We start from the raw sequence: 14,173 nt of genomic DNA, 5'->3' as shown, positions 1-14,173 counted from the left end.
GCCCATCCCTGGAAAGCAAATCATGCAAAGAACCATCATTGCACTCTCCCTCGCGCTGTTGATGAGCGGTGTTTCGGCCCAGGAGGGCTATAGCGCCAAGTCGCTGTTTTTCGCCGAAGACGGCGCCGTCTCGACGGCCAATACGGGCACGCCGGCCCCGGTCCCGGCGCCGGCTGCGGTCCCGGCACCGGCCGAACCGGTGCAGACGGCAAAGAAGAAAGCCGCCGTCAAGAAGACTGTGGTTGCCTCGGCAGCGAAAGCCAAACCTGCGGCGCAGATCGGCACCAGTTACTTTATCCGTATCAAGAATATCGACGGTACGACGCGCGATGTGCTGGCCAGCCGCAAATTTTCGACCGGAGATAAATTCCAGTTGGGCGTCAAGGTCAATCGTCCGTCCTACGTCTATGTGTTGAACCAGGCGCCGGATGGCAAGGTGACGCAGATTTATCCGCAGCCAGGCAAGGATAATTTCATCGACGCCATGGGCACGGTGTTCTTGCCAGCGCGCGGCGCCTTTGAATTCGAAGGGCCGCCGGGCACCGAGCAATTGCTGGTGTATCTGTCGGCCAAGCCGCTCGAGGTTGCTGCCACGGCGAAGATCGACGGCATGCAGCCCGACCTGGTGGCCAGCAGCGGCGGCGTGAGCAATCCTTCCGGCCCTGCCTGCCCGCAGCCTGCCGTTACCGCCACCGAATGGAAAACCGTCGATGAGTCGCAGCCGCGTCTGGCCGATGCCGGCTACAGCGCCAAGAGCATCGTGTTTGCCCAGGACAGCGAGTGCGCCGCAGTGCCGGCAAGCGGCCAGGGCTATGCTTCGAAAGCGATCGTCTTCAGCGAAGATGTCCAACCCGATACCGGTGGCCATGTGGCGGCCTATATCGTGAAGAACCTGACCAGCAAGGAAGACGGGCTGTACTTGAAGCTTCAGCTGTCGCATCAATAACTTCGATTACCTATTCCATAGAATCCCATGTCAAATAATCATCTGATCGTCGGTCTCGGCGGTACGGGCGGCAAGATCATTCGCCAGATCAAGAAAACCATCGAACGCAACAAGGACGCCGATGGCGTCAGCGTGTCCGATGCGCGTTTCGATTTTCTTTATATCGACACCTCCAGCGACGAGCTAGACAAGCGCGATGAGTGGAAGGTGCTGGGCAAGGATATCGAACTCGATCGCGGCCAGGTGGCCATCAATACCGCCAGCAATATCCGCCCGGTGCTCGACGATCCCGGTTCGTTCCCCGGCATGAAAGGCTGGATCGAGCCGCGTGCGATCTTCGATTTCGTCAAGCCCGGTATCGCCGGTGCGGCGCAGCGGCGCAAGCTGGGACGCATGGTCTTCGCGCAAAATGCACCGAAGTTCGTCAAGGCGATCGAGGAGCGTGTGCATGACCTGCAAGCGCAGGGCAAGACCGGCGTCACCATCCACGTCGTCTGCGGCCTGGCTGGCGGCACCGGCAGTGGCTCCGTCGTCGATGCGGTAGCACAGATCAGACACCAGTTGCCGGAGCACGATAAATATCGCATCCTGATTTACGCTTTCCTGCCCGAGAAAAATTCGAAGCGCGTCAAGGATGTGGCTGGGTTCTCCAACTATTATGCCAACGGCTATGCCGCGCTGGCCGAACTCAACGCCATGGCGGTCGGCAAGTATCATCCGATCAATCTGCTCGATGGCGTGCCGATGGCGCACGATGTGTATTTCAATGGCTGCTACCTGATCAACAATGTCAACGAACATGGTATCCAGTTCGAGGTGGAGTCCGAGCTGCCGACCATCGTGGCCGAATTCATTTACCAGAAGACCCTGAACAAGGCCTGGGAAGGCCTGAACCGTGCCGAGAAGGGCGAAAACGACATCATCAATTTCGAGACCGAGGAGGACGTCGGCAAGGCGCGCGCCAAGCTGTTCCTGTCGTTCGGCATCAAGCGGGTGGTCGTGCCGGAGCAGGAAATCAAGGAATTTCTCGCCTACGGTTTTGCCGAGCAGGCCAGCCGCCAACTGATGTTCAACAATTTCCGCCAGGGCGAGGGCTATGCCGATGAAGCGGTGGAAAAGGACTGGGGTTCCGAGGTACGCAAGCCCGAAGTGCTGCAAAGCCTGCTGTTGACCGATGCGCATCTGACGCTCGACACCGGCATACTGGACGACGATATCAAGAACAGCAACTGGAAACCGCCGCAGGAATACTGGAAGCAGATCGTCAGTCGCCTGGCGCCTGAAATCAAGGCCGACAAAGTGATCGAAGAGACCGGCTGGATCGATGCGCTCAACACGCGCCTGGCCAAGGTATTCGATGATACCTATCGAACCATGGGCGGGGTACGCAAGTTTTATGAAGTGAAAGGCAATGCACGTCTGGACATGGCACGCCATATCGGCCGGCATATCGAAAAAGAATTGTTCGGGCGGTGGAAATCCGGTACTGCTTCCCTGTTGCAGTTGCGCCATTACACGGATGCACTGGTGCTGGCGCTGGACGAAAAGCAGGACCTCTTCCTGGAACGCATTGCCAAGATGCCAAGCGTCATGCAGGGCATTCAGCAGCGCAATACGGAGCTGTCGGTGCAGTTTAACAAAGTCGGCTTTTTGGGCAAGCACCTGACGGACAAGCGAGGAGGGCTGTTTGCCGATATCGCTACCCAGCATCAGGACCTGTACATTGCCCGCACCGCGCTCGAAGGCATGCGTTTTGCCACGAGCTTGCTGCCTTTCGTGAAAGAGCAGTTGCTGACCTTGCGCGGCAAGATTGACGAACTGCACCAGAACCTGGCGGTGGCCACCGATCAGTTCAACCAGGAACAGGCGGCGCGCCTGGGCGCGGCCGATGCCGCGTATCAGAAACGCATCTTTGACATGGGCGCGATCAGCGCCATTCTGAAGGCGATGATCAGCGATGAAATCAGCCAGGCCGCGCGCACGCAGCGCGTACGCCAGTCCCTGATCAACCTGGCCGGTGTCGAGGTCGATTCTTTCGAGAAACTCAATCGCCATATTTCGCTGGGCAGCATCATTTCCACGCTGTCGCAGGAGTCGGCGCGCATCGTGGAACTGGCGCACGGCGAGATCGCCAAGAACCTGCCACCTGTGTTGCATGTCAATATCGTCGAGCGCCTGCAGAAGCAGTATGACGCCAATAAGAGTGGCCTCAAGCAATTCGTCCAAAGTCTGTACGATGAAGCTGGCAGTACGCTGGTCTTCAACAAGACCGAAGTCGACCGCACGGTTGGCGGTGCCAGTCCCGGCGTGTATGAAACCGTGGGGGTCTTCCTGCCTGCGTGCGAACACCAGAAAGCATTCCGGGCGGACCTGGAAAGCGAGTTCAGGTCGCAGCGCGACTCCGCCTCGGCGACTACCATCAGCGTAGGCCAGATGCCGAACCAGATCGTGATCATGAAGGTCACCGCACTGATGCCGCTCCGCTACACGGAATCGCTGACTTATCTCAAGCGTCATTACGATGGTCTGATGGCTGATCATAACGAATCGTATCTGTTGCATGGCGAAGGCGATGGCAAGAAGCTGCCACCGCTGTTTGCACGTACGGCAACGGAAACCCAGGCGCGCGGCATGCGCAAGCCGACCTTGCTGCTGGCGAACTTGCTGCAGATGATCAAACAGCGCACGAATCGCCAGTCCGGCTTGCCCGAGTGGGTGTTCATTGCAATGGAGGATGGCATGCCATCGTCCAAGGTCCTGTCCGGCAAGAGCTTGCAGGATGTGCTGGAAACCGAGCATCCGATCGACCTGCAGAAAGCCATCGAAAAGGAAGTGGCGCGCAAGATCGACGCGGAATACCAGCATATCGACCAGAAGACGTCGCTGTTCAGGCAATACACCGAGCTGGCAAACCAGTGTTTCGAGGCGGCCGGCCAGGATGACCAGGATCCGCAGTTCCTGGCACTGCGTTCGCTGCGCGATCCACTGCGCACGCTGATACGCATGCCGTAAGCGAACCGGGTAACGATCAATCATGGTGCGCCAGCGTGATGCTGGCGTACCGGTCCCACAACAATAAAAGGTAAGAAAATGGCAAAATACAAATGCCCGACGCTCGGTGATTGCGACAAGGCCAATTCTGGAGAGGTGTTCGAGCGCTCGCCCGGTGATGATTTGAAATGCCCGCAATGCGCAACGCTGCTGGAATTGCAGGCTGGCACTTCGGGTGGCTCTGGTGGCGGCAATAAAAAAGTGCTGGTAGCGGCCATCGCCGGCGTGCTGGTGCTGGGAGCCGGTGCCGGTGGTTACTGGTACCTGACGCGTCCCATCGCTGCGGCAACAGTGATTGCCGAAGCGGCCCCCGCGCTCATCGAGGCTGCGCAAACGGTGGTCGAACAGGGCAAGAGCGCTGTGCTGGCGCCCGATGACCAGAAAACCAAGGCTTTGCGTATCGAAGGCGACCAGAAGCTGGCCAGTGGTGATGCGGCGGGTGCCGAGGCGGCCAGCAGCAAGGCCGCAGCCAATGAAATGCTGAAAGCGGCGATTTCGAAAATGGCGCAAGGCAAGCTGGATGAGGCCGAAAAAGAGCTCGGTGAGGCGCGCTTGCGCGATCAGAAAAATGTACTGGTGTCCTACAACATGGCGATACTGCGCCTGAAGCAGAACCGCACGGAGGACGCGCTGGCTGAGTTCGAACGCAGCTTCAACGATGGCTTCAGCTATTTTGACCAAATGGCGCAAGACCGCGATCTGGATACGCTGCGCAAGGACAAGCGCTTCCAAGAGCTGTTGAGCCGCTATCCGGTGCAAAAATCCTGATCGTCTGATTCCTGATGTGTCTGCCAATGCGTTGGCTGCCGCCATGCCGATACAGGTATCATGTCGGCGTGCGGCGATCAGGGCCGGCACACTATCAGGAGATGGCTGTGACGCAAGACAATACATCCGCGCAAGCGGTGGCTGGAGTGGATGACGCGGACAAGGCGCGCAGCCTGGCGCTGCAAAGCCTGCGCGTGGTGATGCGCGCGGCGCAGCGCCATTCGATGCAGATCGAAAAGCAATGTGGCGTGTCGGGCGCGCAATTGTGGGTAATGCAGGAAGTGTACGACCAGCCAGGCCTGCGCATCGGCGAACTGGCGGTGAAAATGTCGATCCACCAGACCACGGCCAGCAACCTGGTCGATGCGCTGGTGAAAAAAACGCATCTGCGCAAGGCGCGCGACCAGCCCGATCAACGGGTGGTCACCCTGCACCTGACCGACACCGGCCAGGCCGTGATCGCCGCTGCGCCACAGCCGGCGCGCGGCTTGCTGCCCAGTGCGCTGGGCCGGCTCGATGCGGCTAGCCTGGCGCAGCTGAACAGCGGGCTGGCGGCCTTGCTGGCGGTGGTGGCGCCCGACGACCGCCAGGCGGGACTGCAGCCGCTGGCGTTTACGATGTAGCTGGCGCGGCTGCAGCAGGCTGGGCGGTCCTGGGCAGGCGCTGCAGCTGCAATTGCGCCAGCGCCCCGTACAGCGGTTCGCTGAGCACGCGCGAGACGGTGCTGGCGACCACCGCGCAGGCCATCAGGCTGAGCACCATGCCGTGGCCGTCGACCATTTCCATCACAATAATGAATGCCGTCAGCGGCGCTTGGGTGGCGGCCGCCAGGAAGCCCACCATGCCCAGCGCGATCAGGGCCGGCGCGTGCGGGTAGTGCAGCAGCAGCGCGATATCGTGGCCGATGCCGGCGCCGATCGCCAGCGACGGGGCAAAAATGCCGGCCGGTACGCCCGACCACACCGTCAGCCAGGTCGCCACGTATTTGAAGGCGACAAAGGCGGCCGGCACGTCGGCGGCGCCGTCAAGCATGGCGCGCGTGGCCACGGTGCCGCTGCCGAAGGTGGCGCCATGGCTGGCGACGCCGATCACCGCCACCAGCAAGCCGCAGGCGGCGGCGAACAGCACCGGCCGGTCCTTGCGCCAGGCCGATAATCTGCCCAATGGATTGCCGCGCGTGGAAGCGAGCAGCAGCCGGGCGAACAGGCCGCCGGCCACGCCGGCCACCAACGTCACCAGCAAGCCGGGCAAGGCCAGCGCCAGGCCGATCGGACCCGGGTGGATCACGCCGAAGTGGGTGGCGTTGCCGTGGATGGAGACGGCCATCATGCCGGCCAGCACGATGCCGGCGACGATCAGGCCGCTGTTGCGCTGTTCCGGCGAGCGCGACAATTCTTCGATGGCGAACATCACGCCGGCCAGCGGCGTATTGAAGGCGGCGGCGATGCCGGCCGCGCCGCCGGCCACCAGCAGGGAGTGCGGCGACACCAGCGACTGCTGCGGCAGCCAGCGGCGCGCGGCCAGCATCACGCCTGCGGCGATCTGCACCGATGGCCCCTCGCGGCCCAGCGAGAGTCCGCCGAGCAGGCCACCCGCCGTCAGCGCGATCTTGGCGGCCGACAGTTTCAAGGAAACATACAGCGAACGCTGTCCGGCACCCACCGACGGGTCCAGCGCCGCCATCACCTGCGGAATGCCGGAGCCGGCCGCGCCGATGGCGTAGCGCCGCGTCAGCCACACCAGCACGGCGGCGCACAGCGGCGTCCACAGCAGGGTGAACCACCAGGCCTTGGCATTAAAAAAGCGAAACAGCTCGAGCGCTTCTTCCGCCAGCCAGGTAAAACCGACCACCACCAGGCCGGCAATCGCCGCCATGCCGACCACCACCGCGCGCGACCACCACAGGCGCGGGTCGGCAAATTCATGCTTGAAGGCAGAAGGAATATCGTGCAAGTGCTTCATGGTGGCAAATCCGGGAGGGGTGGCGCGTGGCGTCGGGAGACTTGCCATTGTACCGATATATTTGGTCGAATGTATTTGCCTGGCGTATTTCGTGGCGTACTTGAAACAACTCAGACGAACAGGTCGCGCCGCGCGCTCTGGCTGATTGCCAGCGTGGCCGGGTGGCTCAGGCGGCGCTCGGTGGTGATCGCATACACCTGCTCGACCAGGCTGTCGACCCGGCCCAGCGCCACCACATTGTATTGCTCGCAGACCTGGTGGGCGATCACGGTGGGGGCGAAGAACAGGCCGGCGCCGGACTGACCGAAGGCGTTCATCATGGCGCTGTCGTCGAATTCGCCGACGATGCGCGGATGCAGATTGTTTTCGCTGAGCCACTGCAGCAGGCGCGCATAGATGGCGAAGTCCTCGCCCGGCAGCAGCAGCGGCGCGCGGTGCAGGCAGCGCGGAAAATCGCCGGAGAGGGTGGCGGCCAGGGCCTTGGTGCCGAGCAGGGTCATGCCGCTTTCGCCGAGCAGGTGGTTAAAGCCGCGCACGCTCAAGTGGGCCGGCATCGGGCGGTCGGCGATGATCAGGTCGAGCCGGTGCACGGCCAGGTCCGCCAGCAGGCTGGCCAGCCTGCCTTCGCGGCAGATGATGCGCAGCGGTTCGGCCAGGCCCAGCGCCGGCTCCACCAGCCGGCAGGCGATCAGTTTCGACACCGAATCGGCGCAGCCGACGCGAAAGGTGGTGGTCGTGGTGCGCGACTGGTCGCGCACGATTTCCAGCAATTCGTCGCCGGTGCTGAAGATCTCTTCGGCATGACTCAATATGCGCCGGCCCGTGTCGGTCAGCTCCAGGCTGCGCCCGGCGCGGCGGAACAGTTCCACGCCCAGGGTATCGGCAAACTCGCTGAGCTGGCCCGAGATCGATTGCGGCGTCAGGTGCAGCTGCTCGGCCGCGCGCGCGATGCTGCCGGTTTTCGCGACCATCCAGAAATACCGCAGGTGTTTGAAGTTCAATGTAGACATGGTTGGCTTGCCGAATCTCTATAGATCGGTTTTTTCGATGTATCGTTCAATTATATTCGATTTGTTCGATGTTGTTATTCGCCCTATGATGGCTGCTCATGCATGGATGCTCATGCGTTTCATATATTTATCTGAGGAGAAACATCATGTGTTTCAGTATTCATCAATTTGACCAGGGAGGCTACCGATGAACGGTTTGGAAAGCATTGCGTCCGTGCCCATGTGGGCCGGTTTTATCGCCTTCGTGCTGTTGATGCTGGCGCTCGATCTGTTTGTCTTCGGCGGCAACAAGGCACACAAGGTGAGCGTCAAGGAAGCGGCGATCTGGTCGCTGGTCTGGGTCAGCATGGCGATGATCTTCAACGGCGGCTTGTGGTGGTACCTGAACGGTACTGTCGGCGCCGAGGTCGCCAACCAGAAGGCGCTGGAGTTTTTCTCCGGCTACCTGATTGAAAAGGCCCTGTCGGTCGATAACGTGTTCGTGTTCCTGCTGATCTTCAGCGCCTTCCAGGTGCCGATCCAGTACCAGCGCCGGGTGTTGATCTACGGCGTGCTGGGCGCGATCGTGATGCGGGCGGTAATGATTTTGGCGGGTGCTTGGGTGGTCAGCGAATTCAGCTGGGTACTGTACCTGTTCGGCGCCTTCCTGTTGATTACCGGTGTGCGCATGCTGGTGGCGGCCGATTCCGAGCCGGACGTGGCGAACAACCCGGTGCTGCGTTTTGCCCGCCGCCACTTGCGGGTGGCTGACGGTGACCATGGCGAGAAGTTCATGGTGGTCAAGGGTGGTTTGCGTTATGTCACGCCGCTGTTCCTGGTGCTGATCCTGATCGAGGTGACGGACCTGATTTTCGCGGTCGATTCGATCCCGGCGATTTTCGCCATCACGACCGACCCGTTCATCGTGTTCACCTCGAACCTGTTTGCGATCCTGGGACTGCGGGCCTTGTACTTCCTGCTGGTGGACGTGGCTGACCGTTTCCACCTGCTCAAGTTTGGCCTGGCGATGGTGCTGGTGTTTATCGGCGCGAAAATGCTGATCATGCCGTGGTACCACGTGCCGGTCGAAGCGTCCTTGGTGGTGGTGGCCGTGCTGATCGCCTCGAGTTGCCTGGCCAGCGTGTTTATCGCCAAGAAAGAAGACAAGTAATCCGTAGTAGAGCGCCCGCCACGGCGGGCGCATTCACCCAATAATTCATGAATGGAATCAAGAATGCGTAGCTACTCAAAAAACAGTCCCCAGGCGGCCGGCCGTATTCTGGCCCTGATGATGATCGTCGACGGCAACCTGGCCAGTTCCGAACTGCAAGCGCTGGACCGCAGCAAGATCCTCGACCATATCGACCTGGACCCCGCCGACTTCCAGCGCCTGCTGCAAGACCTGTGCGACGACATGCTGACCTCGACCCTGCACGGCTCGGTACAACTGAGCAATACGGTGATCGACAGCCTGCTGGAAGAAATTACCGATCCGGACCTGCGCCGCAAGCTGCTGCAAACCATGTGGAAGATCGCCGACGCCGACGACTGGCTGGCCGATGGCGAAGCGGTATTGCTGGCGCGTGCCGGTACGGCATGGTCGTCGGAAACCAATTTCCGTGAACACGCAACGGCTTAAGCCGGTTTGTGCCCCATGGCGATCACGGCGGCGCCCGCCAGCGCCAGGCCTACGCCGGCAATATCGGTCCAGGCCGGCGTGACGCCGTCCACCAGCCACAGCCATGCCAGCGCGGTGGCGATATAGATGGCGCCATAGGTGGCGTAGACCCGGCCGCTGGCGGCCGGATGCAGGGTCAGCAGCCACACGAATACCAGCAGGCTGATGCCGGCCGGCAGCAACAGCCAGGCGCCGCCCTTGTTGCTCAGCCATAGCATGGGCAGGTAGCAGCCCAGCAGTTCGGCCACGGCCGTGACGGTAAACAATCCGAAAGTACGGGCGATTCCGGCCCATTCCATGCTTGCCTGCATATTCTATTCCTGTGTGAAATCAGCGGCCATTGTAAGCTGCAAGGCCACGTACAGCAGCAAACGGTCATCCGTTTCATCGAGATTCAAGCCCGTCAGTTCGGCAACTTTTTGCAGGCGGTAATCGAGCGTGTTGCGGTGGATATGCAGCGCCCTGGCGGTGGCCGTCGGGTGGCTATGGTGGCGGAACCAGGCACTCAAGGTGCGCAGCAGCACGCCCGAGCGGTCGCGCGCCCGCAGTGGCGCCAGGGTCTGCCGCAACTGCCCGGCCTGCCAGCCGTCCTGCAGGCCGGACAGCAGCACCGGCAGGCTCAGTTCCAGGTAGGAATGCAAGGGCTGCGCCTGGTCGCGGGCGCGGCCCACGCGCGCCGTCTGGCGCGCCGATTCATACGAAGCGCTGGCGCCATCGAGTCCTGGCAGGGCCACGCCCATCGCCAGGGTAAACGGCGAAGCGAGCGCCTGTTGCGCCACCTGCTGCAATTCCTGCAGGCGCTGGCGGCCTTGCTGGGCGCGCGCCTGTTGCGGCCCGGCAGCGGGAAAGGCATCGAGCATGGCCAGTTCGCCCGGCGACACCACGGCCGTCAGCAATGCCGGCCAGCGCAGCGCCAGGTCCGCCTGCACCTGCTGCAGCTGCGTCAGCACCTGGTCGAGCCGCTTGCCTGCCTCCGGCACTTCCAGCACGAACATGGCGCGCGGCACGCGCAGATCGAGCGTCAGGCGCGCCGCCCACGCTTGCATGGCGGCGTCGGACACGCCGCTGCGCGCAATCAGCTGCGAGACGAATTCCTCGCGGTAGCGTTTTTCATGCTGCAGTTCGCTGACCAGCTGGGCCTGCTCCAGCATCATTTCCGCCATTGCGCGCACCAGTTCGCCGAACTGGCGCACCGCCTCCGGTTCGCCCGTCAGGCCCACCACGCCGCAGACGACACCGCGCACCAGCAGCGGCAGGTTGATGCCGGGCCTGGCGCCGGGCAGCAAACGCGCCGCTGCCGCATCGAGCTCCACGCTGGCTCCCCTGGCCAGCGCCAGCTGCGCGCCCGGATGCACGCTGCCGACGCGGCCGGGATCGGTACTGGCCAGTATCACGCCCTGCGCATCGATCAGATTGACCTTGAAGGGAATGATCTGCGTGGTACGCTGGACGATCTGCTGCGCCAGGGCGGTGGTGATGGTGGCCACGGGATGGGTTTTCATTGGTGCATTTGCATGAAAAAATAAAGTAAGTGCCAGGAATATTCATGCATCCGCACGGTGACCGCTGGCCTGGCCGATTGTACGATGTTCCTGCCAACTACCCATAACAATATCGAGGAGACAGCGCCATGCCCCAACCATCCCCGCGCGACCTGCTGCGCGCCATGTTCGACGCCGCCGTCGCCGCCGCCCAGCCGTCGCACTGCGTGGCGCCGCATTTGCCGGCCGCACCGACAGGCCGCCTGATCGTGATCGGCGCCGGCAAGGCCTCGGCCGCCATGGCGCAAGCCGTGGAGCAACACTGGCCCGGTGAATTGTCCGGCCTGGTGGTCACGCGCTATGGCTATGGCGTGCCCTGCGCACGGATCGAGATCGTCGAAGCCTCGCATCCGGTGCCGGACGCGGCCGGCATGCAGGCCGCGCAGCGCATGCTGGCGCTGGCCGGCAATCTGACCGTAGATGACACCGTGCTGTGCCTGATTTCCGGCGGTGGTTCGTCGCTGCTGGCCTTGCCATTGGCCGGTATCACCCTGGCCGACAAACAGGACCTGAACCGCGCCTTGCTCGCTTCCGGCGCCACCATCGGCGAGATGAATTGCGTGCGGCGCCACTTGTCCGCCATCAAGGGCGGCAGGCTGGCCGCCGCCTGCCATCCGGCGCGGGTGCTGACCCTGGCGATTTCCGACGTGCCGGGCGACAAGCCCGGTGATATCGCCTCCGGCCCGACGGTGGCCGACGCCACCAGCTGCCAGGACGCGCTCGATATCGTGCGCCGCTATGGCATCGCCTTGCCGGCCAGCATACGCGAGGCCCTGGAAAGCGGGCGCGGCGAATCTGTCAAACCCGGCGATCCGCGCCTGGCAAACTCAAGCATCGAACTGATCGCCACGCCGCAAATGGCCCTGGAGGCGGCGGCCGCGGTGGCGCGCGCGGCCGGCGTCACGCCGTATATTCTCGGCGACAGCCTGGAAGGCGAGGCGCGCGATGTCGGCAAGGTGATGGCCGGCATCGCCCAGCAGGCGGCGCGGCGCGGCCAGCCGTTCGCCACGCCGTGCGTGTTGCTGTCGGGCGGCGAGACCACCGTCACCGTGCGCGGCAATGGACGCGGTGGGCGCAATGTGGAATTCCTGCTGTCGCTGGGCATCGCGCTTGACGGCGAAGCCAAGGTGCATGCGCTGGCCGGCGACACCGACGGCGTCGATGGCCAGGAAGACATCGCCGGTGCGTACCTGGCGCCCGATACCTTGCGGCGCGCCTGGGCGCAGGGCATGCGCCCGCGCGACAGCCTCGACAATAATGACGGCCACGGCTTTTTCCAGGCGCTGGGCGACAGCGTGGTCACCGGCCCCACCCTGACCAATGTGAACGATTTCCGCGCCATCCTGATCACGGCTGCAGGAGAGTGATCGTGGCGTAGTTCTATTGTGTGCTTGCAACTAAATCAAGTTGCTATGATGGCATATCAAAAAGGACATCCCATGAAAAAATCGCTGTTTTCCGTGCTGGCTTGCGCCGGCCTGTTGAGCTGGTCCGTTTCTGTCATCGCCGCCGACCAGGCGGCATCCTCGCTGCCCGGGCATTATTATCTGCAGGGCGTGACGGAAGTCGGCTCTGAATTGCTGCTGAAAAAAGATGGCAAGTTCGAATGGATGCTGGCCTACGGCAATGTCGACCAGCAGGCCAGCGGCGACTGGAGCGTGTCCGGCAAGGACGTGACCCTGCACGCGGCCAGTCCCGGCAAGGCGCCGCAGTTTCGCGTGTTTGACGAAGACGAAATGCGGATCCGCAAACCGGCTGCGGCAGGGCAGTGGGTCGCCATCGTCGGCTTTCCACAGCTGGGGCCGATGGCCGGCGTGGAAGTGAAATTCGAAGCAAAGAGCGGCAAGACGGCCACCGCCGTCAGCTTGCAGAATGGCGACGCCATCGTCAAGATGCCGGCGTCGGAGCAATGGGTGCGGGCCGGACTGCGCCTGGAAGGTTCCAAGGCCGACTACCAGTGGCTGGTGGTGCCCCCCGGGCGTGCGAGCGAACGCATCGCCGCGTTTGCCGTCACCGACCGCCAGTGGCTGCTGAAGCAGCCGTTCCAGAAACTGACCTTGCGCGTGGTCGACGGCGGACTGCAGGTGAGCGACACCGACAATGGCCTGGGCAGGGGTATTTACGCGAAGCAGCCGGCCAAATAGGCGGCCGGCTGCCTGGCCGCTTAAAAACCTTCCAGCACGATCTTGCCGCGCGCGGTATTGCTTTCCAGCACAGCATGCGCGCGCTTCAGGTTGGCCGCGTCGATCTTGCCGAAGCGTTCCGCCACCGTGGTCCGGATGGTGCCGGCGTCCACCAGCTGCGCCAGCTCTTCCAGCAGTTCATGCTGCTTGACCATGTCCTCGGTCTGGAACAGCGAACGGGTAAACATCAGTTCCCAGTGCAGCGACACGCTTTTCGCCTTGAGTTTGCGCACGTCGATCTGCTCGGGGTCGTCGATCAGGGCGAACTTGCCCTGCGGCGCGATCAGTTCGACGATCTGCTCGAAATGCTTGTCGGTCTGGTTCAGGCTGATCACATAGTCAACCGGCGGCAAGCCCAGGCGGGTGATTTCAAGAGCCAGTGGCTGGCTGTGATCGATCACATGGTGGGCGCCCAGTTCCTTTACCCAGTCGGCTGTTTCCTGGCGCGAGGCCGTGCCGATAATGGTCACGCCCGTCAGCTGGCGCGCCAGTTGCACCAGGATGGAGCCGACGCCGCCGGCCGCGCCGATCACCAGCAGCGATTTGCCGGTGCTGCTGGTGTCACGGCTGAGCTGCAGGCGTTCGAACAGCAATTCCCAGGCGGTGATGGCGGTCAGCGGCAGGGCGGCGGCCGGGGCGAAGTCGAGGCTGGCCGGCATATGGCCGACGATGCGCTCGTCGACCAGATGGAACTCGCTGTTGCTGCCGGGGCGGTTGATGGCGCCCGCGTACCAGACCTTGTCGCCGACCTGGAACAGGCTCACCTCGGGGCCGGTGGCGGTGACCACGCCGGTGGCGTCCCAGCCCAGCACTTCCGGCTGGCCGTCTTTCGGCTGGCGGTTCTTGCGGATCTTGGTGTCGACCGGATTGACGGACACGGCGTGCACGGCCACCAGCAGGTCGCGCCCGGTGGCGACAGGCGTCGGCAGTTCGATATCGAGCAGGGCCTTGGCGTCGGTGATGGGCAGGCTGTGGTGGTAGGCGATGGCTTTCATGGCGGTCCTTGAGGAGTGGAGGGATACCGTATGATGGTGGCTATTCTGCCCCGGAAAAAG

At 62.7% G+C, this 14,173-nt stretch carries 13 protein-coding genes; 8 read left to right on the top strand and 5 right to left on the bottom strand.

The features are described 5' to 3' along the window. Positions 1-22: 22 nt before the first annotated feature. The 4 genes from Q8L25_RS27000 to Q8L25_RS26985 all read left to right on the top strand — a co-directional run bounded on the left by Q8L25_RS27000 (position 23) and on the right by Q8L25_RS26985 (position 5,388). A complete protein-coding gene (locus Q8L25_RS27000) occupies positions 23-946 on the top strand; it encodes a DUF4384 domain-containing protein (RefSeq protein ID WP_308922315.1) in 924 nt (307 codons plus the stop codon). Positions 947-973: 27 nt separating this feature from the next. After that, positions 974-3,958: a tubulin-like doman-containing protein gene (locus Q8L25_RS26995; protein ID WP_308922314.1), complete on the top strand. Its 2,985-nt coding sequence runs from the start codon at positions 974-976 to the stop codon at positions 3,956-3,958. Positions 3,959-4,036: 78 nt separating this feature from the next. Then, a complete protein-coding gene (locus tag Q8L25_RS26990) occupies positions 4,037-4,765 on the top strand; it encodes a tetratricopeptide repeat protein (protein ID WP_308922313.1) in 729 nt (242 codons plus the stop codon). Between the two features lie 107 nt (positions 4,766-4,872). Then, complete coding sequence (locus Q8L25_RS26985) at positions 4,873-5,388, top strand: MarR family winged helix-turn-helix transcriptional regulator (RefSeq protein ID WP_308922312.1); 516 nt, start codon at positions 4,873-4,875, stop codon at positions 5,386-5,388. Here the strand turns inward: Q8L25_RS26985 and Q8L25_RS26980 are convergent. Both Q8L25_RS26980 and nhaR read right to left on the bottom strand, forming a co-directional pair. Then, positions 5,378-6,727: a chloride channel protein gene (locus Q8L25_RS26980; protein ID WP_308922311.1), complete on the bottom strand. Its 1,350-nt coding sequence runs from the start codon at positions 6,725-6,727 to the stop codon at positions 5,378-5,380. The genes Q8L25_RS26985 and Q8L25_RS26980 overlap by 11 nt on opposite strands. A gap of 110 nt (positions 6,728-6,837) precedes the next feature. Beyond that, the gene (gene nhaR / locus Q8L25_RS26975) at positions 6,838-7,737 is read right to left on the bottom strand and encodes a transcriptional activator NhaR (RefSeq protein WP_308922310.1); all 900 of its coding nucleotides are present in this window, start codon (positions 7,735-7,737) and stop codon (positions 6,838-6,840) included. Between the two features lie 187 nt (positions 7,738-7,924). Here nhaR and Q8L25_RS26970 point away from each other — a divergent pair, with 187 nt between their 5' ends. Together Q8L25_RS26970 and Q8L25_RS26965 are read left to right on the top strand one after the other, a co-directional pair. Continuing rightward, positions 7,925-8,887 (top strand): TerC family protein, encoded by a 963-nt coding sequence (locus tag Q8L25_RS26970; protein ID WP_308922309.1) that lies wholly within the window; start codon positions 7,925-7,927, stop codon positions 8,885-8,887. A 63-nt stretch (positions 8,888-8,950) separates the two neighbouring features. Next, positions 8,951-9,355 (top strand): TerB family tellurite resistance protein, encoded by a 405-nt coding sequence (locus Q8L25_RS26965; protein WP_308922308.1) that lies wholly within the window; start codon positions 8,951-8,953, stop codon positions 9,353-9,355. On the opposite strand, the gene Q8L25_RS26960 is transcribed toward Q8L25_RS26965, so the two are convergent. Both Q8L25_RS26960 and Q8L25_RS26955 read right to left on the bottom strand, forming a co-directional pair. Continuing rightward, on the bottom strand, positions 9,352-9,693 hold the full coding sequence (locus Q8L25_RS26960; RefSeq protein ID WP_308922307.1) for a YnfA family protein: 342 nt from the start codon (positions 9,691-9,693) through the stop codon (positions 9,352-9,354). The two genes, Q8L25_RS26965 and Q8L25_RS26960, sit on opposite strands and share 4 nt — an antisense overlap. A gap of 15 nt (positions 9,694-9,708) precedes the next feature. Beyond that, positions 9,709-10,896: a sugar diacid recognition domain-containing protein gene (locus tag Q8L25_RS26955; RefSeq protein WP_308922306.1), complete on the bottom strand. Its 1,188-nt coding sequence runs from the start codon at positions 10,894-10,896 to the stop codon at positions 9,709-9,711. Between the two features lie 128 nt (positions 10,897-11,024). On the opposite strand from Q8L25_RS26955, the gene Q8L25_RS26950 reads away from it, so the two are divergent. Both Q8L25_RS26950 and Q8L25_RS26945 read left to right on the top strand, forming a co-directional pair. Further along, positions 11,025-12,302, top strand: a complete 1,278-nt coding sequence (locus Q8L25_RS26950) for a glycerate kinase (protein ID WP_308922305.1) — start codon at positions 11,025-11,027, stop codon at positions 12,300-12,302. 72 nt (positions 12,303-12,374) lie between these two features. Further along, the gene (locus Q8L25_RS26945; RefSeq protein ID WP_308922304.1) at positions 12,375-13,079 is read left to right on the top strand and encodes a hypothetical protein; all 705 of its coding nucleotides are present in this window, start codon (positions 12,375-12,377) and stop codon (positions 13,077-13,079) included. A gap of 20 nt (positions 13,080-13,099) precedes the next feature. Here the strand turns inward: Q8L25_RS26945 and Q8L25_RS26940 are convergent, their stop codons facing one another. Next, on the bottom strand, positions 13,100-14,113 hold the full coding sequence (locus Q8L25_RS26940) for a zinc-binding alcohol dehydrogenase family protein (protein WP_308922303.1): 1,014 nt from the start codon (positions 14,111-14,113) through the stop codon (positions 13,100-13,102). Between the last annotated feature and the right edge of the window lie 60 nt (positions 14,114-14,173).

This window comes from Janthinobacterium sp. J1-1 (genome assembly GCF_030944405.1).
In the GTDB taxonomy this organism is placed as follows: domain Bacteria; phylum Pseudomonadota; class Gammaproteobacteria; order Burkholderiales; family Burkholderiaceae_D; genus Janthinobacterium.
Note: the sequence above shows the minus strand (reverse complement) of the source record. Positions and strands in the feature narration are given on the sequence as shown.

Excerpts from the sequence above, each read along its gene's own strand:
- Q8L25_RS26950 (WP_308922305.1), top strand. The coding sequence starts at position 11,025 with ATGCCCCAACCATCCCCGCGCGACCTGCTGCGCGCCATGTTCGACGCC.
- Q8L25_RS26960 (WP_308922307.1), bottom strand. The coding sequence starts at position 9,693 with ATGGAATGGGCCGGAATCGCCCGTACTTTCGGATTGTTTACCGTCACG.
- Q8L25_RS26965 (WP_308922308.1), top strand. The coding sequence starts at position 8,951 with ATGCGTAGCTACTCAAAAAACAGTCCCCAGGCGGCCGGCCGTATTCTG.
- Q8L25_RS26995 (WP_308922314.1), top strand. The coding sequence starts at position 974 with ATGTCAAATAATCATCTGATCGTCGGTCTCGGCGGTACGGGCGGCAAG.
- nhaR (WP_308922310.1), bottom strand. The coding sequence starts at position 7,737 with ATGTCTACATTGAACTTCAAACACCTGCGGTATTTCTGGATGGTCGCG.
- Q8L25_RS26940 (WP_308922303.1), bottom strand. The coding sequence starts at position 14,113 with ATGAAAGCCATCGCCTACCACCACAGCCTGCCCATCACCGACGCCAAG.
- Q8L25_RS26945 (WP_308922304.1), top strand. The coding sequence starts at position 12,375 with ATGAAAAAATCGCTGTTTTCCGTGCTGGCTTGCGCCGGCCTGTTGAGC.
- Q8L25_RS26990 (WP_308922313.1), top strand. The coding sequence starts at position 4,037 with ATGGCAAAATACAAATGCCCGACGCTCGGTGATTGCGACAAGGCCAAT.
- Q8L25_RS26970 (WP_308922309.1), top strand. The coding sequence starts at position 7,925 with ATGAACGGTTTGGAAAGCATTGCGTCCGTGCCCATGTGGGCCGGTTTT.
- Q8L25_RS26980 (WP_308922311.1), bottom strand. The coding sequence starts at position 6,727 with ATGAAGCACTTGCACGATATTCCTTCTGCCTTCAAGCATGAATTTGCC.
- Q8L25_RS27000 (WP_308922315.1), top strand. The coding sequence starts at position 23 with ATGCAAAGAACCATCATTGCACTCTCCCTCGCGCTGTTGATGAGCGGT.
- Q8L25_RS26955 (WP_308922306.1), bottom strand. The coding sequence starts at position 10,896 with ATGAAAACCCATCCCGTGGCCACCATCACCACCGCCCTGGCGCAGCAG.